Annotated in this window: 14 protein-coding genes; 10 read left to right on the top strand and 4 right to left on the bottom strand. The window is 57.3% G+C overall.

What is annotated here, in order from left to right:
- The first annotated feature begins 25 nt into the window (after nucleotides 1-25).
- The 8 genes from VF684_RS09610 to VF684_RS09575 all read left to right on the top strand — a co-directional run bounded on the left by VF684_RS09610 (nucleotide 26) and on the right by VF684_RS09575 (nucleotide 11,905).
- Nucleotides 26-547 (top strand): curlin, encoded by a 522-nt coding sequence (locus VF684_RS09610; RefSeq protein WP_257688027.1) that lies wholly within the window; start codon nucleotides 26-28, stop codon nucleotides 545-547.
- Between the two features lie 34 nt (nucleotides 548-581).
- Nucleotides 582-2,033, top strand: a complete 1,452-nt coding sequence (locus tag VF684_RS09605; RefSeq protein WP_257699638.1) for a curlin — start codon at nucleotides 582-584, stop codon at nucleotides 2,031-2,033.
- Nucleotides 2,033-2,458 carry a curli-like amyloid fiber formation chaperone CsgH gene (csgH, locus tag VF684_RS09600; protein WP_374884325.1) on the top strand — a complete coding sequence of 142 codons (426 nt, stop codon included), beginning with the start codon at nucleotides 2,033-2,035 and terminating at the stop codon, nucleotides 2,456-2,458. Before VF684_RS09605 ends, csgH begins: the two co-directional genes overlap by 1 nt.
- A gap of 89 nt (nucleotides 2,459-2,547) precedes the next feature.
- Nucleotides 2,548-5,376: an excinuclease ABC subunit UvrA gene (uvrA, locus tag VF684_RS09595; protein WP_064341415.1), complete on the top strand. Its 2,829-nt coding sequence runs from the start codon at nucleotides 2,548-2,550 to the stop codon at nucleotides 5,374-5,376.
- Nucleotides 5,377-5,496: 120 nt separating this feature from the next.
- Complete coding sequence (locus VF684_RS09590; RefSeq protein WP_257724936.1) at nucleotides 5,497-7,170, top strand: diguanylate cyclase; 1,674 nt, start codon at nucleotides 5,497-5,499, stop codon at nucleotides 7,168-7,170.
- A gap of 458 nt (nucleotides 7,171-7,628) precedes the next feature.
- The gene (locus tag VF684_RS09585) at nucleotides 7,629-8,225 is read left to right on the top strand and encodes an OmpW family outer membrane protein (RefSeq protein ID WP_201913407.1); all 597 of its coding nucleotides are present in this window, start codon (nucleotides 7,629-7,631) and stop codon (nucleotides 8,223-8,225) included.
- Between the two features lie 222 nt (nucleotides 8,226-8,447).
- Complete coding sequence (locus tag VF684_RS09580; RefSeq protein WP_201913406.1) at nucleotides 8,448-10,427, top strand: HAMP domain-containing methyl-accepting chemotaxis protein; 1,980 nt, start codon at nucleotides 8,448-8,450, stop codon at nucleotides 10,425-10,427.
- A gap of 8 nt (nucleotides 10,428-10,435) precedes the next feature.
- Nucleotides 10,436-11,905 (top strand): ABC transporter substrate-binding protein, encoded by a 1,470-nt coding sequence (locus VF684_RS09575; RefSeq protein WP_139440761.1) that lies wholly within the window; start codon nucleotides 10,436-10,438, stop codon nucleotides 11,903-11,905.
- Between the two features lie 73 nt (nucleotides 11,906-11,978).
- Here the strand turns inward: VF684_RS09575 and VF684_RS09570 are convergent, their stop codons facing one another.
- Complete coding sequence (locus VF684_RS09570; RefSeq protein WP_139440760.1) at nucleotides 11,979-12,779, bottom strand: GNAT family N-acetyltransferase; 801 nt, start codon at nucleotides 12,777-12,779, stop codon at nucleotides 11,979-11,981.
- 329 nt (nucleotides 12,780-13,108) lie between these two features.
- Between VF684_RS09570 and metF the strand changes: the two genes are divergently transcribed.
- The gene (gene metF / locus VF684_RS09565) at nucleotides 13,109-13,999 is read left to right on the top strand and encodes a methylenetetrahydrofolate reductase (RefSeq protein ID WP_005340191.1); all 891 of its coding nucleotides are present in this window, start codon (nucleotides 13,109-13,111) and stop codon (nucleotides 13,997-13,999) included.
- 69 nt (nucleotides 14,000-14,068) lie between these two features.
- Here metF and VF684_RS09560 read toward each other — a convergent pair whose 3' ends face one another.
- Nucleotides 14,069-15,133, bottom strand: a complete 1,065-nt coding sequence (locus VF684_RS09560; protein ID WP_021231648.1) for a DUF3103 family protein — start codon at nucleotides 15,131-15,133, stop codon at nucleotides 14,069-14,071.
- Between the two features lie 122 nt (nucleotides 15,134-15,255).
- A complete protein-coding gene (locus VF684_RS09555; RefSeq protein WP_201913403.1) occupies nucleotides 15,256-16,431 on the bottom strand; it encodes a benzoate/H(+) symporter BenE family transporter in 1,176 nt (391 codons plus the stop codon).
- 119 nt (nucleotides 16,432-16,550) lie between these two features.
- On the opposite strand from VF684_RS09555, the gene VF684_RS09550 reads away from it, so the two are divergent.
- Nucleotides 16,551-17,120, top strand: a complete 570-nt coding sequence (locus VF684_RS09550; protein ID WP_019445207.1) for a helix-turn-helix domain-containing protein — start codon at nucleotides 16,551-16,553, stop codon at nucleotides 17,118-17,120.
- 16 nt (nucleotides 17,121-17,136) lie between these two features.
- On the opposite strand, the gene VF684_RS09545 is transcribed toward VF684_RS09550, so the two are convergent.
- Nucleotides 17,137-18,333 carry an NnrS family protein gene (locus tag VF684_RS09545; RefSeq protein ID WP_201913400.1) on the bottom strand — a complete coding sequence of 399 codons (1,197 nt, stop codon included), beginning with the start codon at nucleotides 18,331-18,333 and terminating at the stop codon, nucleotides 17,137-17,139.
- Nucleotides 18,334-18,672 lie beyond the last annotated feature (339 nt).

The raw sequence follows: 18,672 nt of genomic DNA, 5'->3' as shown, positions 1-18,672 counted from the left end.
CGTTTTCCAACAAGGCGATGGCGCGATGAAACACCTGTTGAGTGCTCTCTTTTTCCTGCTGATATCGGGCGCCCCGCAACTCGCCGCAGAGCCTGCCGTTTTCGACGAGCTGGCGATGGCAAGCGAGCTGGATTCCGGTCTGCAGAGCGATGGGAATCAGGCGCTGTTGTGGCAACTCGGTAGCGAGCAGCAACTGCACCTCACCCAGCAAGGGGAGCTGAATCAGGCGCGCCTGCTGCAACAGGGTTGGGCCAATGAGTTGGCGCTCTCCCAGGTGGGAGATGAGAACTGGGTCAATGGCGCGCAACTGGGCGAAGGCAATAGCGCCGAGCTCTATCAGGCGGGTATCAATAACCGGATTTGGCTGCTGCAACAAGGCAGCGGCAATGAAGCCTGGATCAGTCAGCAAGGGGCAGACAATCAGGCCCGGGCGATCCAGCTGGGTGATGGCAATCTGGCCAGCATCGAGCAAAACGGTAACGGATTGGCGGCAACCGTTATTCAGACGGGAGCCAATCAGCAAGTAAATGTCGTTCAAACCAACTGAGCCTAGGCTCAACCATTAGCACGAGAGGGAAATCATGTTTAAACGTACCATCATTGCCTCGGCAGTTCTTCTGGCGACCAGCACCGCTTGGGCGGCATCTACTGGCAATCAGGCTACGGTGAACCAGGCCCAGAGCGGCAATACCGCCACCATTAACCAGGTGGTGGGAAGCGTCGATAACAAGGCTAACATTGATCAAGCTGGTAACAACAACACAGCTGTTACCACTCAAAAGAATACCGGCCAGTCAGATGCCGATACTCGGCAGGTAGGTGACAGTAACAAGGGTTACATCTTGCAACAAGGTGACACTAACCTCTCCAAAGCCTCCATCGATACAAAGGGGAACGACAACTTTGCTGATGTGATTCAGCAATTTGAGAATGGCGGTGCGGTCGCCGGGGTTGTTCAAGATGGGGAGAGCAACGACGCCAAGATCAAGCAAGATAATGGTGACGGAGCTGACTCCAGGATCACTCAAATCTCGGATGGTAATCGGGCTGTCATTAATAACCAGATATCCGATTTCGCTCGGGCGAGTGTACAGCAGCTAGAGGGGGGGGCTCACCAGGCTGACGTGACCCAGACAGCGGCTGATGGAGCCAACGCCGAAGTGGTACAACGTGGAGAGCGCAATATCACCAAGGTGCTGCAGGCAACCGGTAACTATGACTATGCACCGGCGGAAGGAACATCTGCAGTGGTGACTCAGAGTGGTTCTTTGAACAATGCAGACGTTACTCAATACGATAGTGCCAACGTAGCGACTATTGAGCAAAGTGGAACCGGCGGTAAGGTGGTGACCCTGCAACAAGGATCTGATGCCGGGGAGGGCAACCACCTGCTGGCAAAACAGAGTGGTAGCAGCGAGTTTGCTGAGTTGAAACAAGATGGTAATCGCAACCGTATTGAGACCGACCAGCAAGGTACTGGCAATGATGCCTTGATCAACCAGATAGGTGATGACAACAAGGCCGTGGTTAATCAGTTAGCCAGCAGTACCGATGGTGCGGTCACCATTGATCAGGTAGGCAATGACAACTATGCCAATGCAGTGCAACAAGCAGGCAGCGGCAATACCATCGATATCGACCAGAACGGAACTGGCAACCAGGTTGCATCTGCTCGTGATGGTGAAGGCAAAGGCGCATGGACCTGGGGCTCGGACAACGAGCTGGTCGTTGCTCAGACAGGTACTGACAACTGGGCTTATGCCGATGCGTCTCACTCTGAGTCTGTGGTCAAAGTGACCCAGGATGGTGAGCTGAACAATGCCAAGGTTGAGTCCTACTTGGGTAGCGAGAACAAACTCACCGTGACCCAGAACGGCGCTGAGCACGAGGCTAATGTCTACGTCAATGCTGGGGTTGGTGGGGGGCGCAACACCGTTGATGTGGTGCAAAACGAAAGCTTCAATACTGCCAATGTGACCGTATTGGGCAGCGATAACCATGCCTATGTCTATCAAGGGGCTGGTAGCAACTGATGGTCATCTCCGGATTCAGGGGCCTGCGGGCCCCTCTTTTGTTGGTGCTGCTCTGTGGGTTGATGCTGGTTTATCGCGTTCCTTCACCAGCAACTGCAAGGGAAACCGAGATAGAACCCGATCCGTCGATCCGCTTGTCCCTCAATATGGTGCAGAGCGAACAGGGGCTGTCACTTGCACCGACGCTGCTCAGCAAGCGCAACTTGAAGGTGAGCTTCAGGTTGCTGGTGTATGGCGAAGGGGCCGCCGGGAGCACGACTCAGCGTCAGAGCCGTAATCTGTCGCTGCAGGCTGGAGTGGTCATGGCGGTTGGCAAAATAGGGCTGGGTTTGCGTTGCCCCTATCGGGTCGAGGTCACCGCCCGGATATGGCAAAACGAGCGGCTGCTGGTGGAGAAAAAAGAGCAGATGGGGTGCGCCGGATGATGCGCATTTCATCTCATGACTGTCTATTCATCCAGTAGTCTCTATGCCATACTGACTCGCTCAAGTTTCTGTATCGAGCGTGCAACAAGATGGAAAAGATCGTGGTCCGGGGTGCTCGCACCCACAACCTCAAGAACATCAATCTGACCCTGCCCCGCGACAAGCTGATCGTGGTCACCGGCCTCTCCGGTTCGGGCAAATCCTCTCTGGCGTTCGATACCCTCTATGCCGAGGGGCAGCGCCGCTATGTGGAGTCCCTCTCCGCCTATGCCCGCCAGTTCCTCTCCCTGATGGAGAAGCCGGACGTTGACCATATCGAGGGGCTTTCGCCCGCCATCTCCATCGAGCAGAAGTCCACCTCCCACAACCCGCGCTCGACCGTCGGCACCATCACCGAGATCTACGACTACCTGCGTCTGCTGTTCGCCCGAGTCGGTGAGCCGCGCTGCCCGACCCATGCCATTCCGCTCGCCGCCCAGACCATCAGCCAGATGGTGGATCAGGTGCTGGCTCAACCGGAGGGGAGCAAGCTGATGCTGCTGGCTCCGGTGGTGCGGGATCGCAAGGGGGAGCACACCAAGCTGCTGGAGAATCTGGCGGCCCAGGGCTACATCCGTGCCCGTATCGACGGCGAGGTGTGCGATCTCTCCGATCCTCCGACTTTGGAGCTGCACAAGAAGCACACCATCGAGGTGGTGGTGGATCGCTTCAAGGTGCGTGAGGACCTGGCGCTGCGTCTGGCCGAGTCGTTCGAGACGGCGCTGACCCTCTCCGGCGGCATCGTGCTGGTGGTGCCGATGGACGGCGAGGAGGGGGTTGCCCCCATGACCTTCTCCGCCAACTTCGCCTGCCCGGAGTGTGGCTACTCCATGTCGGAGCTGGAGCCGCGCATCTTCTCCTTTAACAACCCGGCTGGTGCCTGTCCCACCTGTGATGGTTTGGGCGTGCAGCAGTACTTCGACCCGGCCAAGGTGATCGGCGATCCGGCCATCAGCCTAGCCAACGGCGCCATCCGTGGCTGGGACAAGCGCAGCTTCTACTACTTCCAGATGCTCAAATCCCTCTCCGAGCACTACAAGTTCGATCTGGAGACGCCGTGGGAAGATCTGCCGGTCAAGACCCAGGAGGTGATCCTGCGCGGCTCAGGTCGCACCGAGATCGAGTTCCGCTACATGAACGACCGCGGCGACGTGGTGGTGCGCAAGCACCCGTTCGAGGGGATCCTGCACAACATGGAGCGACGCTACCGGGAAACCGAGTCCAACTCGGTACGCGAAGAGCTCTCCAAGTACATAGCCAACAAATCCTGTACCAGCTGCGGTGGTAGCCGACTGCGGGAGGAGGCGCGCCACGTTTTCGTTGATAACCGCAACCTGCCGGCCATCGCCGAGCAGTCCATCGGCGATGCACTGGCCTTCTTCGAGGGGCTGAACCTCACCGGCCAGCGCGCCCAGATTGCCGAGAAGATCTTGAAAGAGATCGTCGAGCGGCTCGGCTTCCTGGTGAATGTGGGTCTCAACTACCTGAGCCTGTCGCGCAGCGCCGAGACCCTCTCAGGTGGCGAAGCGCAGCGCATTCGACTGGCCAGCCAGATTGGTGCCGGTCTGGTGGGGGTGATGTACGTACTGGATGAGCCTTCCATCGGTCTGCATCAGCGCGACAACGAGCGGTTGCTCAAGACCCTCACCCATCTGCGCGATCTGGGCAATACCGTGATCGTGGTGGAGCACGACGAGGATGCCATTCGCCTCGCCGACCATGTGCTGGATATCGGCCCGGGGGCGGGTGTGCATGGCGGCGAAATTGTTGCGCAGGGCACCCCCCAGCAGATCATTGACAATCCGGAGTCGCTGACCGGTGACTACCTCTCCGGCCGCAAGCAGATCGCCATTCCGGCCGAGCGCACCCCGCTCACCGGCAAGTGGCTGAAACTCAAGGGGGCGAGCGGCAACAACCTGCGCAACGTCAACCTGGATCTGCCCATCGGAGTGATGACCTGCGTTACAGGTGTTTCCGGCTCCGGCAAGTCGACCTTGATCAACGACACCCTGTTCCGCATCGCTCATCGCGAGCTGAACAAGGCCACCGAATCCACCCCGGCGCCCTATCGCAGCGTCGAGGGGCTGGAGCATCTGGACAAGGTGGTGGATATCGACCAGAGCCCCATCGGCCGTACCCCTCGCTCCAACCCGGCCACCTATACCGGTCTGTTCACTCCGATCCGCGAGCTGCTCTCCGGTACCCAGGAGGCGCGTTCGCGCGGTTATCAGCCGGGCCGTTTCTCCTTCAACGTGAAAGGGGGGCGCTGCGAGGCATGTCAGGGGGATGGGGTCATCAAGGTAGAGATGCACTTCCTGCCGGACGTCTATGTGCCGTGCGACGTCTGCAAGGGCAAGCGCTACAACCGCGAGACCCTGGAGGTGAAGTACAAGGGCAAGAACATCCACGAAATCCTCGAGATGACAGTGGAAGATGCCCGCGAGTTCTTCGATCCGGTACCGGCGGTGGCGCGCAAGCTGCAGACCCTGATGGACGTGGGCCTCTCCTATATCCGTCTCGGCCAGTCTGCTACTACCTTGTCGGGCGGCGAGGCACAGCGGGTCAAGCTGGCGCGCGAGCTTTCCAAACGGGATACCGGCCAGACCCTCTATATTCTGGACGAGCCGACCACCGGGTTGCACTTCCACGATATCCAGCAACTGCTCAAGGTACTGCACCAGTTGCGGGATCGCGGTAATACCATCGTCATCATCGAGCACAACCTTGATGTGGTAAAAACTGCCGACTGGATCGTCGATTTGGGACCGGAGGGAGGGGCAGGTGGTGGCCGTATTTTGGTGACGGGGACGCCGGAAGAGATTTGCACCAATAAAGAGTCTCATACAGCTCGTTTTTTACGACCGCTATTGGCGCGATAAGCCGTTATAATCGAGGGGCCTTTGGCCCCTTTTTGTTATAAAAATCGGGAGCATAGGGGGAAGCTCGTCAAGTGGGGCAGGCTTGGCATCTCTGCATCATGGTCATGGATATATCGGGTTATGGCTCAGGCTCCGCGCACGATTGATCATCAGTTGGCTTACTCCATGTTCCCCATCTGGCTGGGGGCGATCCTGCTATTGCTGGTCCTGCTGGCGTGGGCCCAGATCCCGGCCGCCAGCCGGATTGAAGAGCAGCGAATGAAGGAGCATCTGCTGCGCGTGACCAAGGCGGTGCAGGCGGATGTGGCAGCTCTGGATGCATTCAGTCGGGATTGGGGCATCTGGGATGACAGCCATCGTTTTATGGACAACAAAAGCAGGGGGTACATCGAATCCAACCTGTTCAGTGATATGCCGATGCGGGATTTTAGTCTCAACCTGATGAGTTTTATGGATCTCACCGGCTACGAAATCTGGACGCGTACCCTGCTACCCGATGCGCCGGGGGTTAATCCGGATCAGTTTCCCTACTTCCTTGATGAACTGAAAAAGCAGTTAAGGGAGCGCTCGGTGGCGCAAGGGGGCATCAATCTGCACGGGATCCGTGCTTCCCAGTGGGGGCCGCTGATGTACTCGTGGCAGCCGATCAGAAACAGTGACGAGTCGGCACCGTTCAACGGTTTCTTGCTGGTTGTACGTTGGCTCGACAAGGCCTACCTCGAGCAAGTATCGGAGCGTACCGCGCTGCCACTGGCGATCTCCCACGCCAATCTGGATGTCACCGCTACCTTCAAACCACTGAAACCGCAAATAACGTATCGCCTGATCGACCTTGGGCTCACCCGGCTCAGGGGAGAGGTGCGACTGCTCAACAGCGATAACCAGCCGGTGCTGACTCTGGTGATTGAGGAGGAGAGAAAGATCTTGAGTGGCGTCATGGAGGGGGCGCTCTGGACCTTTATTGGCATGCTGTTTATCAGTTTTATCTGCGTCATGATCGCCATGTACCGGCTCAACAGCATTGTGCTCACCCCGTTGCAGCAGCTGGTGTCGGCGCTGCAACGCTTTGGCGATCGGCCAGATGCCACCTTGATCCCCTATATCGACAGCAGTGCCGAGATGGCGACCCTGAGCGGCAAGTTCAAGGAGATGGCCAGCAAGGTCAGTCAGCAACACGATGATTTGTTGGAAAAATCCAGCCAGATGGAGATGGCTGCATTCACCGACCCCTTGACCCGTTGTTTCAATCGTCGCTATCTCGATGGCTGGTTGCAGGCCAACCGGGCCAAACCTTGTCTGTTATTGCTGCTGGATCTGGATCATTTCAAGCGGATCAATGACCGCCTTGGCCATGACATCGGGGATCTGGTGCTGAAACAGTTGGCGGATCTGCTGCGCAAGGTGGTGACAGGAGAGCGCGAGCCGATCATCCGGCTGGGCGGGGAGGAGTTCTTGTTGTTGCTACAAGTGGATGACGAGCAAGAGTTGGCGCTGCGGGTCGAATATCTGCGCCAGCGTGTCGCTCAGCACCGCTTTGGCAGAGAGGATGCGCCACTCTGGTTGACGGTGTCGCTGGGGTTCTGCCGCTATCCGTTGCACCCGGAGTACCCGGATTCATTCTGGAGTCATAGCTTCAAACTGGCGGACATGGCGCTGTATCAGGCCAAAGTCGGCGGGCGAAATCGGTGGTGTGGCTACGCTGGTAGCCTCTCTGCTGAGGGAATGGGTCAGACTCCGGAACAGCTTGCCGAAGGGGGGCATATCACCCTGCTGCACTCTGTCAATCCGGATTAACCCTGCCGTATCAATACCAGATAGGCCAGGGCGACAATAAAACCGAGCAGGATAAAGAGAAAGGATCCGATTCCCCACACGGCCGCGAGAAAGGCCCCCACCTTTTGCCATTTCGACTCATTTTTCATAAATAAACCATTACTTCCCAGTAACTTGTATGGCGCAAAAAATACGCTGATTTGCCCATATTAACAACAATTAATAGCCGCTCTGCCGCGCAATAAGATGTGGTTTGCTTGCCTCTTTTGGCGCTGTGTGCGGGGAGTTACAACCTGCAGAAACAGGCATTTCAGCTTGTTATCTGGGGACTCAACGAGATTGGGATAGCGCGCAAAGATGTCACACCAATCGATTTATTTCTGTGCAACCTTTGCTCCAAGTCAATAACTTTGCATTTACAAGGGCATATAGTCAGCGGGCTTACAGCATCAAATGAAAACAAAAAAAGGGATTACGTGATGAAAAAATTACTTCCTCTGATGATTGCCGCTGCAGTGACCTCTCCTTTCGCCATGGCCCATCAGGCTGGTGATATTCTGGTTCGTGGCGGTTTGGCATTTGTATCGCCGCAGGAAAGCAGCACGCCTGTAGAGCTGGAAATTAATGACAACATGCAATTGGGATTGACTCTCTCTTACATGATTACTGATAACTGGGGTGTCGAATTGCTGGCTGCAACCCCCTTCTCTCATTCAGTCAAACTGGGTGGTGCTGAAGTTGCCAAGATCAAGCATTTGCCGCCGACTCTGATGGGTCAGTACTATTTTGGCGATGCTCAAAGCAAGGTTCGCCCGTATGTCGGTATTGGCGTGAACTACACCACCTTCTTTGATGAAGAGGGTCGTGGTGCGCTGTCAGGAACCGATGTCAAAGTCGATGACTCCTGGGGGGTTGCCGGACAAGTTGGTATCGATATGGCGATCACTGACCGCTGGTTTGTCAACGGTTCAGCCTGGATCATGGATATCGATACCGATGTGCATACAGCGATTGGCACCATTAATACCAAGGTCGACCCGATGGCCTTTGTGGTGGGTGTTGGCTACCGCTTCTAATGATTCTGACTGCGGTTCTGAACGGACCGCGGAAGATAGCAAAGTACGTCTCTTTCAGCCCGGCTTGTGCCGGGCTTTTTTCGTACGGCTGATTTTGTCTGGACTGTGATCCAACCCGATACAAATCAATTAAATACCTGCCGCTTTATTTCAGTTATTCGCCACCCCTGCCGATAGTGACTATGTTCACTTTACCTTCCCCCAATGAGTGAGGATGTCTCCATGGGCTTATCTATCGTGCAGCGGATCATCGCCGGATTCGTGTTGATGCTGCTGTTGCTGATCCTGCTTGGTGTGATCAGTACCTTTAAAATCAAGGGTATAAATGACGGCCTCTCTGCCGTATCTGACCGGGCAACCCCGCTGGTGGTGGCTGTCGCAGGTCTCAAGGGGGCGCTGCAGGATAGCAACCGCTGGGTGCTGGTCTACCGCACCAGTGAAGATGCCGCCCAGTTGCCGCAGCTGGCCAATCAGTTCAAGGAGCAGCAGAACCGCTTCGCCCAGCTGAGTCAGGAGATGGGTAAATTTACCGACGTAGCGGATGCTCGTGCCCGCTTCCAGCAGGTCGAGAGTGCTACCACTCAATTTTATGGCTTGGCGGATCAGGTGTTGGCCCAGCATCGGCAGTGGGTTAGTGCATTAGATCAGCGCCACAAGCTGGAGATGGAATTTATCCGCCTTGAGGATACCTACCAGTGGGCGGCGGATCTGCTGCTGCAACAGACCGCCAGCAAACGCTCCATGCGCAACAAGGCGGAACTTATTACCTCGGGTATCGCCCGCGATCTGAAGAATATCCGCCGTGCCGATGCCAAAACCGACCTGAACGAGCTGGAAAAGGTTCTCAGCAAGGATATCGAGATGGCCCGCAAGCGGTTGGAGCGGGTGCTGGTGCCCGATGATGTGAAAGCGCGCTTTGTCTCCAATCTGGATCGGATGCAGGAGCTGGCACTTGGCGCTCAGGGCTTGCTGGCAACCATGCGTCAGGCTCAACAACTGGCGCTGTCGTTGGCCACGAAAAATCAGCAGCTGGATGCCAGTCTGGTCAACAGCCTCAATTTGCTCGATGAGATGGGCAAGTCTGCCGGAGCCATCGCCAGCGACAGCAGGATCAACGCCGATGCGGCGGTCAGCAGTGCCAGCTTCTGGATCCTGGTGGTTGCCGCGATGTCGGCCGCTGCCGCGCTGGTGATCGGCTATACCACTGCGCGCAGCATTCAGCGCCCGTTGCAGATGATCAACAAGGAGCTCGATTACATGGCGGCCGGTGACATGACACGGCGCATCAACTACCGCAGCAGTTGCGAATTTGGCAGCCTCTCTCGCTCCATCGATACGCTGGCGGGCAAGACTGGTGAGCTGCTCTCTCAAATCAATGCAGGCTCTCGCCATCTGGTGGATGAGGCGAGCCGCGCCGCCGAGATCAGCGAACGGGCCATGTCCCGGGTACAGGAGCAGAAGAGCCAGACCGATCAGGTGGCTGCCGCCATTACCGAGCTGGAAGTGAGCGCCACCGAGGTGGCCCGCTCTACCGATGGCACCAAGCGGGAAGTGGATCTGGCCGATGAAGAGGCGCGCAATGGTCGCCAGAAAGTGGCCACCACTCGCCGGATCACCGAGCAGCTGGCTGGCGCCATGGAAGAGGCGGTCGGAATCACCTACAAACTTGGGGAATTCAGTAACAACATCGGCAGCATTCTCGATGTGATCCGCAGTATTGCCGAGCAGACCAACCTGCTGGCGTTGAACGCCGCCATCGAAGCGGCCCGTGCTGGTGATGCAGGTCGTGGTTTTGCGGTGGTGGCCGATGAGGTGCGGGCGCTGGCCAATCGCACCCAGACTTCGACCGAAGAGATCCAGGGGATGATTGAGAACCTGCAGAGCTCCAGCAAGCATGTGGTTGAAGTGATGGGGCGCAGCCAGGAGCAGACCCAGAGCTGTGTCGAGCAGACCCGCGAGATGGATGTGGCGCTGCAATCCATTGCCGAGCGGATGGGGGCCATCAAGTCGATGGCGGATCAGGTGGCCCATGCCGCTCAGGAGCAGATCTCCGTCAGTCAGGGGGTCGCTCGTCATATCGCCGGTATTGCTGATGTGGCATACGAGACAGAGCGGGAGGCGCGGGAATCCGCCAGCAGCAGCGAAGTGCTGGCCGACCTGGTCGCCAAACAGCAGCAATTGATCGCACATTTCAAGGTCTAGGAGGGCTTATGTCTAAAAAGTGGATTGGAGCCCTGAGTCTCCTGTTGTGTGGCCAGCTGATGGCCAGCGAGCTGGTGATTGAAAGCTGGCGAACCGATGACAAGGCGTTGTGGGAGCAGAAAATCATCCCGGCGTTTGAAGCGGCGCATCCCGGCATCAAGGTGAGTTTTCATCCGGTGCAGAACGTCAACTACATGCCCACCCTGTGGGAGAGCCTGAAAGGGGGCAAAGCGGGGGATCTCATTACCTGTCGTCCGTTTGATGACTCGCTCGCCCTGTTCAAGGCGGGCCATCTGGCCGAGCTGACCGAGATGGCGGGGATGGAGAACTTCCCGAGTTTTGCCCAGTCACCCTGGCAGACCGATTCCGGTGCCCAGACCTTCTGTGTACCCATGGCCTCGGTGATCCATGGCTTCTTCTATAACAAGAAGATTTTCAGTGAGTTGGGGCTCACCTTGCCGCAAACCCGCGATCAGTTCTTCGCCGTGCTGGACAAGATCAAGGCCGATGGGCGCTATGTGCCGCTGGCCATGAGTGGTTCCGAGAGCTGGGTTGCCTCCGAACTGGGGTTCCAGAACATTGGCCCCAACTACTGGAAAGGGGAAGATGGTCGTCTGGCTTTGATTGGCGGGCAGGAGCGGTTGGACAACCCCCAATATGTGAAGGTGTTCGACGAGCTGGCCCGCTGGCGTTCCTACCTCGGTGAAGGTGGCGAGAGCCGCGATTATGCGACCAGTAACGAGCTGTTCACTTCGGGCAAGGCCGCCTTCTACGTGGCGGGCTCCTGGGAGATTGCTCCCTTTACCGGCAAGGTCGATTTTGGCGTCATGCGCCCGCCGGTGGCCAAACAGGGTGATGGCTGTTTCTTTACCGACCACACCGATATCGGTATGGGGATGAATCCGGCCAGCAAGAATAAAGAGGGTGCAATGGCTTTCCTGCAGTGGCTGACGACGCCGCAATTTGCCGAGCTCTATACCAACTCGCTGCCGGGATTCTTCTCCCTCTCCAACCACTTCTTCGATGTCACCAATCCGGCGGCCAAAGAGATGATGGAGTGGCGCGATCAGTGTGACTCGACCATTCGGGTGGCGACCCAGATCCTCTCCCGTGGTACGCCCAAGTTGGGGGATGAACTGGCCGAGGTGAGTCAGGCAGTGCTGCTTGGCAAGATGGAGCCCAAGGCTGCCGCGGATCGACTGGAAAGTGGCTTGAAGAGCTGGTATGCCCCTCATCAGGGCAACAAGTCCAAGAGCGCGGACTGTCAGTGTGATGCGGTTGCCCCTGCTCCTGTTTTAGCGCCGACGACTGAGGTGTCCGCAGCTCCCGCGACCAGTGAAACATCGGCCGTGGTGTCACCTGCTGTGACTCCCGCAGAACCCGCATCAGCGGCCGCAGCCCCATTACCGGCGCCGTCGGATGAGGTGGAGCAGGCGCTCTCCAACGAGCTGGAGGCGCCACAGCAGCCACAGCAATAGGTCATCTGCATCAATAAGAGCGGGAGGCATCAGCCTCCCGTTTTTTTATGGCTCGTGGCCAGCATGTATCGCTTTATTGTGCTTCGTGGGGCCAGCGGCAGAGGCTGCCGATGCGGGCTACCGGGGCAAACCCCAGAGAGCGGTAAATGCGCTGGGCATGGTAGTGCTCGTCAGCCACTATGATGAGCTGTTTGGCGCGGGACAATCCTGCGAGAGCCACTTGACTCAGCAACTGGCGGCATAACCCCTGGTTGCGCCACGCATGGTGCGTGCGTACCAACTGGAAGCGTCCAAGTGTGCCGCAGAAGAAGAGGCCACAGCTGGCGACCAATTGCCCCTCTTGCCAGATCCCCCACCAGTCCCCGAGACCATCGGCAATCATGGCCTGATAGAGCGCCTGGCGGGATCGCAGATAGGGAAGATAGCTCTGTTCCGAGTGCCCCTCATCCCGTTCATTGAGTTCGAAGTCGAGCCACTCAGGCCAATCAGCAGTGGTGAAGGTGCGTGCATCAACCTTGTTCGTGTCGTCGTGAGGAGGTGGGCTGCTCTGCTCATCCAGCGCCAGCACCACGCACTCCATATATTGGTAACCCGTTGCGACAAAACCGGCGATCCGGCTGTTTTGTCCGGCCGCCAGTGGCCATTGGAAGGTGCGGTGGCGCACTCGAGGATCCTGGCCGATCAGCTGATCGAATGTGGCTTCCAGCCAGCCTTTGTCGCGGTCGCTGGGCGGGGTGGGGAGCAGCAGGTAGTTGCCGAAGTAATAGTTGGGAGCATCCGGCGTGCGAACCGCCCAGAACTGATCGTGCTGAACAACCTCGCCCTGATAGCGATCGAACAGCAAGTCGGTGGCAAAGCCGGGATGGGTATCCATGATGGTGCTCCTGCAAAGACTCATTCTGTTATCGGCAGGAGTGGGAAATAGATGAAAAGGGGCCGGAGAATCCTCCGGCCAAACAATCACACGCAGATTCAGAACGTCCAGGACGATCTGCCCCCATCATAACTCGACTGGGGCGATTTTGGGATGGGCACTTTTCGGTTACGTACCGTTAATTTTGTAAATATGAAGCTCGTCAGATCGGATGTGAGGTAAATCCCTGTTGACTTTGTGTCGTTTTACTCATAAATATAAAGACGTTTAGACGTCCAAACATCCGTTTTGACGTAGGCAGATGGATTGCAGGACAGGGAGAAGAGCAGATGGGTTTTCACAGTGCACGTCAGGTTGAGGCGCTCAACCAGAGCTTGGCAGATTTGAATGGCGATATATCGGTCAGTTTCGAGTTTTTTCCGCCCAATAGTGAAGGGATGGAGAATACCCTCTGGCAGTCCATCGAACGGCTGAAAGTGCTGGAACCCAAGTTCGTCTCCGTCACCTATGGCGCCAACTCCGGTACCCGTGATCGCACCCACAAGGTGATCAAGGACATCAAGGAGCGGACAGGCCTGATTGCGGCGCCTCACCTGACCTGTATCGATGCCAGCCGCGACGAATTGCGCACCATCGCCCGCGATTACTGGAACAGCGGTATTCGCCATATCGTGGCTCTGCGCGGTGATTTGCCGCAGGGGTTGGAGAAGCCGGATATGTATGCCACCGATCTGGTTGCCCTGCTCAAGTCAGAGGCCGACTTCGATATCTCGGTTGCCGCCTATCCTGAAGGGCACCCGGAGGCCAAGAGTGCGCAATCCGACCTGCTCAACCTTAAGCGCAAGATCGATGCCGGTGCCAACCGTGCTATCACCCAGTTCTTCTTCGATGTGGAAACTTACTTGCGCTTTCGGGATCGCTGCGCCGCCATCGGCATCGATGCTGAAATCGTGCCGGGGATCCTGCCGGTCTCCAACTATCAGACCCTGGCCAAGTTTGCCGGTTTTACCAACGTGAAGATCCCGCGCTGGATGCATCAGCGTTTCGAGGGGCTTGATAACGATCAGATGACCCGCAATCTGGTGGGGGCGAGCATCGCCATCGATCAGGTGCGCGTGCTGAGTCAGGAAGGGGTGAAGGATTTCCACTTCTATACCCTGAACCGCTCCGAGCTGACCTATGCCATCTGCCATACTCTGGGGGTTCGTCCCAAGGGGTGACCTGTGGTCACCGCGATAAAAGCAAAAAGCCAATGAGTTGCTCATTGGCTTTTTCGTTATGGCCGATTATCAAGGTCTGGTCGGGGCGATCTCTTTTGGCTCAAGATCGATGACCGCATTACCGGCAGCCCCCGGATACTGGCGATAGACCTGATCCTGCTCCAGTGTGTAGAAGGTATCCAGATAGTCGTCGTTGTTGGTCATCCAGGAGTCGGGCAGTGCCTTGACGATGCGACCGCCGAGATCGAGGAAGGGCAGGGCTTCCGGCACGCCACCCGCAGTAAAGCCGAGTTTGAGAGCTTCAATTAGCAGGGCGCTCAGCTCCTTGTAGTTGACGTTGTCATCCTGCTCCATCATCACCACATCGACGGCACCCCAGCGATAGCGATCCCAGTAAACCAGGATCTGGTTGGGGGTGTAGTCTGTGTTGTCATAGTCGAGGTAGGGCATGTCGACAATATCGACTACTGGCTCATCTCGGCTGGGATTGACCCCTGCGACCACTGCATACACTTCGGCCGCGCCGAGTAGCCAGGGCTCCTGATCATCCTTCAGTCTGATCTTTTTCAGGATACTGGTCTTGAGTGGCGCCGTGCTGGCCGCCACTCGCGGCGCGCTTTGCAGATCCGCATCGGCCAGCGCCTTGCGCATTACCTTCAAGCCTGCGTTTTTGGCTTTGACGGGATCGGCTTCGACTACCAGAACCGGCCGGGCCGGTGCCTTGTCCACATCCAGATAGACGGGATTGCCAGCGCTGTCGAACGCTTCAATGGCGCTCCAGCTCTTCTCATCTCCACTTGGAACATAGGCGACCAGCGGTTCGACGCCCTGTTGCAGTGCGGCGGCCTGATCGGTGTTGGCCAGTCGCAACTGCATCAGTTGCTTGACCTCGCCATCCAGTCCTTGCCGGCTGATGGCCGCCTGGTTGGCATCGCTCGCCTGCCGTTTAAGCCGTGGACTGGCCTTCTGCAGCAGGTTGGGAAGCGGGCTCTGATATTGCTGATTGCTCAGCAGGGGCAGCAGGTTTTTCTGCTGAAGTGCGAGCTGGCGAGCCAGCTCTCGATCCGTATCGGCAGCCTGGACGCTCGTAGCACCCAGTATGGCCAGTAGTAACAAGACAGCCTGATTTTTCATTTTTATACTCCGTTGCATGGAACCTGACAGGGCACCATGTCCGGGAAGATTGGTGCCCTGACGCCACTAGAGGGAAATTAGTTTCACTTGTGAATCATTTTATGTGGATAGTGTGCAGAGGTTCACGGTTTGAGGTTCAATTGATTCCTTTGTCGATATAATTGGAACTGATAGATAGCCAGACCAATCAGCAGACCCCAGCAGGCTGCCGCGATGCCGAGCAGGCTGATCCCGGACGCGGTAATAATAAAGGTGAGCAGCGCAGCTTCTCGCGCTTCATCCTGTTGCAAGGCAGAGTGCAGGCTGCTGCCGATGGTGCCTAGCAGGGCCAATCCGGCGATGCAGGTGACAAGGGCTGCCGGAAAGGCGCTAAACAGGGCCGCGACGGTTGCGCCGAAGCAGCCGGTCAGGAGATAAAAGCAACCCGCCCATACCGCAGCTGGCCAGCGGCGCTTGGTATCCGAGTCGACCTCTTTGCCCATGCAGATGGCGGCAGTGATGGCGGCCAGATTGAAGGCATAGCCGCCAAAAGGGGCGAGCAGCAGGCCAGTCAGGCCAGTCCAGCTGATCAGCGAGGAGGTGGAAGGCTGATAGCCGTGGGCCCGCAAGATGGCAATTCCCGGCATGTTTTGCGATGTCATGGTGACAATGAACAGCGGCAGCGCGATACCAAACAGAGCATCAAGGGAGAAGGCTGGCCATGTCCAGACCGGGCTGGCGAGTTGCCAGTGAAGGGTGCCCATTTGCAAATCCTCCCGCACGCTGCAGATCAGCATCCCCACTCCCAGTACCAGCACCATGGTATAGCGGGGCCAGAGATGACGACCCAGCAGGAAGGCCAGCAGCAGGGTGCCAAGCAGCAAGGGATCTTGCGGGGCGACCTTGAACAGATCCAATCCGAATCTGAGCAGCACGCCAGCGAGCATTGCGGCGGCCAGTGGAGCCGGGATATGTTTCATCAAACGGTCGAACCAGCCGTTGATGCCACACAGAGTGATCAGCAGGGACGAGATCACAAAGGCGCCGATGGCTTCCGCCAGAGTGAAGTTGCCCAGCGTGGTGATCAGCAGTGCCGCGCCCGGTGTGGACCAGGCGGTTAGTATGGGTATACGGTAATAGAGAGAGAGGCCGATGCAGCTCACCCCCATGCCGATCCCCAGCGTCCAGAGCCAGGAGGCGACTTGAGCTGTATCTGCACCCGCCGCTGTGGCGGCCTGGATGATCAGAATGACGGAGCTGGTGTAGCCGACCATCACGGCGATAAAGCCTGCGACCAGATGGGGGAGGGCGAAGGGCATGACTCTTCCTCTTGGCGTTGTGACGCGCTGTGCGTTATTACGTACAATACAGCTTTGACTATATCGCTGTGCGCTATAGCGCACAAGGCGCATCGTGCAAAAGTAATAAAGAGGCAGTTATGCAAGAGATGAGTCAGCATCTGGCTGCTCGACTGAAGGGGCTGCGCAGCGAGCGCGGCTGGAGCCTGGATGCCGCCGCGCGCGAAACGGGTGTCAGCAAGGCGATGCTGGGGCAGATTGAGCGGGGAGAGTCCAGCCCGACAGTGGCGACGCTGTGGAAGATAGCCACCGGTTTTCGAGTCTCATTTTCCAGTTTCATTGAGCCCACACCCGCCGCGCAGGCAGAGGTGCTCTATCGCACCGCCGATGCCATTCGCCAGCAGCCAGCGGGAGAGGGCATGCAAGTGGCCCCCCTCTTCCCTTATGAAAACCGGTTTGGCTTCGAATTGCTTGAGCTGACCCTGTTGCCGGGTTACCAGCGTGAATCCGAGCCCCATGAGCCGGGAGTGACCGAACATGTCATCGTCATAAGCGGCATGATGGAGGTGCTGGTGGAAGGGGAGTGGCGTTCATTGGTGCAAGGGGAGGCTGTGCGTTTTGCTGCCGACCGTCCCCACGGTTATCGCAATCTGGGCATAGCCCCGGCGATTTTCCACAACCTCATCCACTATCCGGTGGCAACACCCTGAACATGTTCCGCAGTCATCAACCCGGTCGACCATCTGCTCTGGGGCGGATCAGTATCGGGGTATAGACCCAGACAAACAGACCATAGGCTGCGATCCAGGCAAGCGCGCTGAGGTTCCAGCCATGCAGGGTATAAGCAGGCCAGAACAGCGGAATCGCCACCCGCATTGTAGCGGCAGCGATGACCAGGGCGAATGCGCCAGTGATCCTGCGTCCTATCAGCAAGGCCCGACCGCTATGGCCGAGGGAGACTCGCGCAATCATGCCCAGGATCATGGTGCCCATACAGCCTGCGCTGAGCAGGTGACTGGCCATCGACAACGTGATGGGCAGACCCGCGCTATGTGCCGCAAGGGCGAGCAGGCCAAGAGGGATAAACAGATAGGCGAGATGGAGTGACCACAGCAGGGGATGCGCAACGGTCGATGGCAGATGCCAACGCAGTTGTCGCCACAGATGCAAACTCGCCGCCACTATATAGAGAGGCACTATATATATGCTGGTGACCCATTGGGTGGGGAGCAGCAGCCAGCACAGCAAGATAAGCCACAGTGTCGCGAGCGCCGCCCGCTCCAGCCAGAGCTGAGGTGCGGGTTTCTCCTGACCGGTTGCTCGGGCGGTGAAGAACGGAATCACCCTTCCACCCATCACGGCGATCAGGGTGGTAAACAACAGCACAATGGTGATCAATAGGTGCTCAACGGTGGTCCAATCGGTCTGCCATAACCAGCTGGCACCATTGAGCAAGGTCAGTATCAGCAACAGGGGCACGAAGAAGAGGTTGCGCCATTGCCGGGTTATCAAGATAGGCTTGGCAAGGAACCAGGCGCACAGCGGCAGCCAGAGCAGGTCTGCCACCATCAGGAGCGTATTCTCTTCACCCAGCCAGGGTAACAAGGTCCTTGGCAACATCCACAACCCCACTACCATTGCCAATGGCCAGCTTCTAACACCGGGATGGGCCGTCCAATTCTGCACCGCGGTGAGCAGAAAACCCGCGACGATGGCAGCCCCGAAACCAAACAGCATCTCATGACCATGCCACCAGATCGGGTTGGCAATCCCGGGCAAGGTTAGCCAACCGTTGAGCTGCCCCAGCCAGAGCAACATGGCGACGGCAGCAAACAGAGCCCCAAACAAGAAGAAGGGTCGGAACCCCAAGCGGAACAGCGGGACGATTTGCTCTTCCTTATGGCTATCGAGGATTTGATGCATGAGGGCATTCCAATTGAACATTTGAGATGGCAATTATAAATTGGCTTTTCAAATGTTCAATTTAAATCCGGCAATAGTCAGAATTGATGCCATTTCGAGCAAAAAAAGAGGTGGTTGCTTGATATCTGAGCGAACGAACTTTTTTGCTGAAAAAGCCCTTGTCATCCCGGCGCGGCTCCCTATAATGCGCCCCTACCAGCACGGCGGAACACGCCGAACTGATGAGCCAGCTTCCTAGCGAAGTGGGCGCCGAAAGAAAAGCGAAAACAATCGCTTGACTTTCGAAGTGAGAAGCGTAATATGCGCCTCCTCAACGCGACAAGCGTGACGCTCTTTAAT

Origin of the sequence: Aeromonas sp. Lyrl_2 (genome assembly GCF_051948815.1) — a bacterium.
In the GTDB taxonomy this organism is placed as follows: domain Bacteria; phylum Pseudomonadota; class Gammaproteobacteria; order Enterobacterales; family Aeromonadaceae; genus Aeromonas; species Aeromonas veronii.
This window is presented reverse-complemented; position numbering and strand designations above follow the sequence as displayed.

What these genes read in the sequence shown, in the direction of transcription:
- VF684_RS09590 (WP_257724936.1), top strand. Translation starts at nt 5,497, where the DNA reads ATGGCTCAGGCTCCGCGCACGATTGATCATCAGTTGGCTTACTCCATG.
- VF684_RS09560 (WP_021231648.1), bottom strand. Translation starts at nt 15,133, where the DNA reads ATGAAAAATCAGGCTGTCTTGTTACTACTGGCCATACTGGGTGCTACG.
- csgH (WP_374884325.1), top strand. Translation starts at nt 2,033, where the DNA reads ATGGTCATCTCCGGATTCAGGGGCCTGCGGGCCCCTCTTTTGTTGGTG.
- metF (WP_005340191.1), top strand. Translation starts at nt 13,109, where the DNA reads ATGGGTTTTCACAGTGCACGTCAGGTTGAGGCGCTCAACCAGAGCTTG.
- uvrA (WP_064341415.1), top strand. Translation starts at nt 2,548, where the DNA reads ATGGAAAAGATCGTGGTCCGGGGTGCTCGCACCCACAACCTCAAGAAC.
- VF684_RS09605 (WP_257699638.1), top strand. Translation starts at nt 582, where the DNA reads ATGTTTAAACGTACCATCATTGCCTCGGCAGTTCTTCTGGCGACCAGC.
- VF684_RS09575 (WP_139440761.1), top strand. Translation starts at nt 10,436, where the DNA reads ATGTCTAAAAAGTGGATTGGAGCCCTGAGTCTCCTGTTGTGTGGCCAG.
- VF684_RS09610 (WP_257688027.1), top strand. Translation starts at nt 26, where the DNA reads ATGAAACACCTGTTGAGTGCTCTCTTTTTCCTGCTGATATCGGGCGCC.
- VF684_RS09580 (WP_201913406.1), top strand. Translation starts at nt 8,448, where the DNA reads ATGGGCTTATCTATCGTGCAGCGGATCATCGCCGGATTCGTGTTGATG.
- VF684_RS09585 (WP_201913407.1), top strand. Translation starts at nt 7,629, where the DNA reads ATGAAAAAATTACTTCCTCTGATGATTGCCGCTGCAGTGACCTCTCCT.
- VF684_RS09570 (WP_139440760.1), bottom strand. Translation starts at nt 12,779, where the DNA reads ATGGATACCCATCCCGGCTTTGCCACCGACTTGCTGTTCGATCGCTAT.
- VF684_RS09545 (WP_201913400.1), bottom strand. Translation starts at nt 18,333, where the DNA reads ATGCATCAAATCCTCGATAGCCATAAGGAAGAGCAAATCGTCCCGCTG.
- VF684_RS09550 (WP_019445207.1), top strand. Translation starts at nt 16,551, where the DNA reads ATGCAAGAGATGAGTCAGCATCTGGCTGCTCGACTGAAGGGGCTGCGC.
- VF684_RS09555 (WP_201913403.1), bottom strand. Translation starts at nt 16,431, where the DNA reads ATGCCCTTCGCCCTCCCCCATCTGGTCGCAGGCTTTATCGCCGTGATG.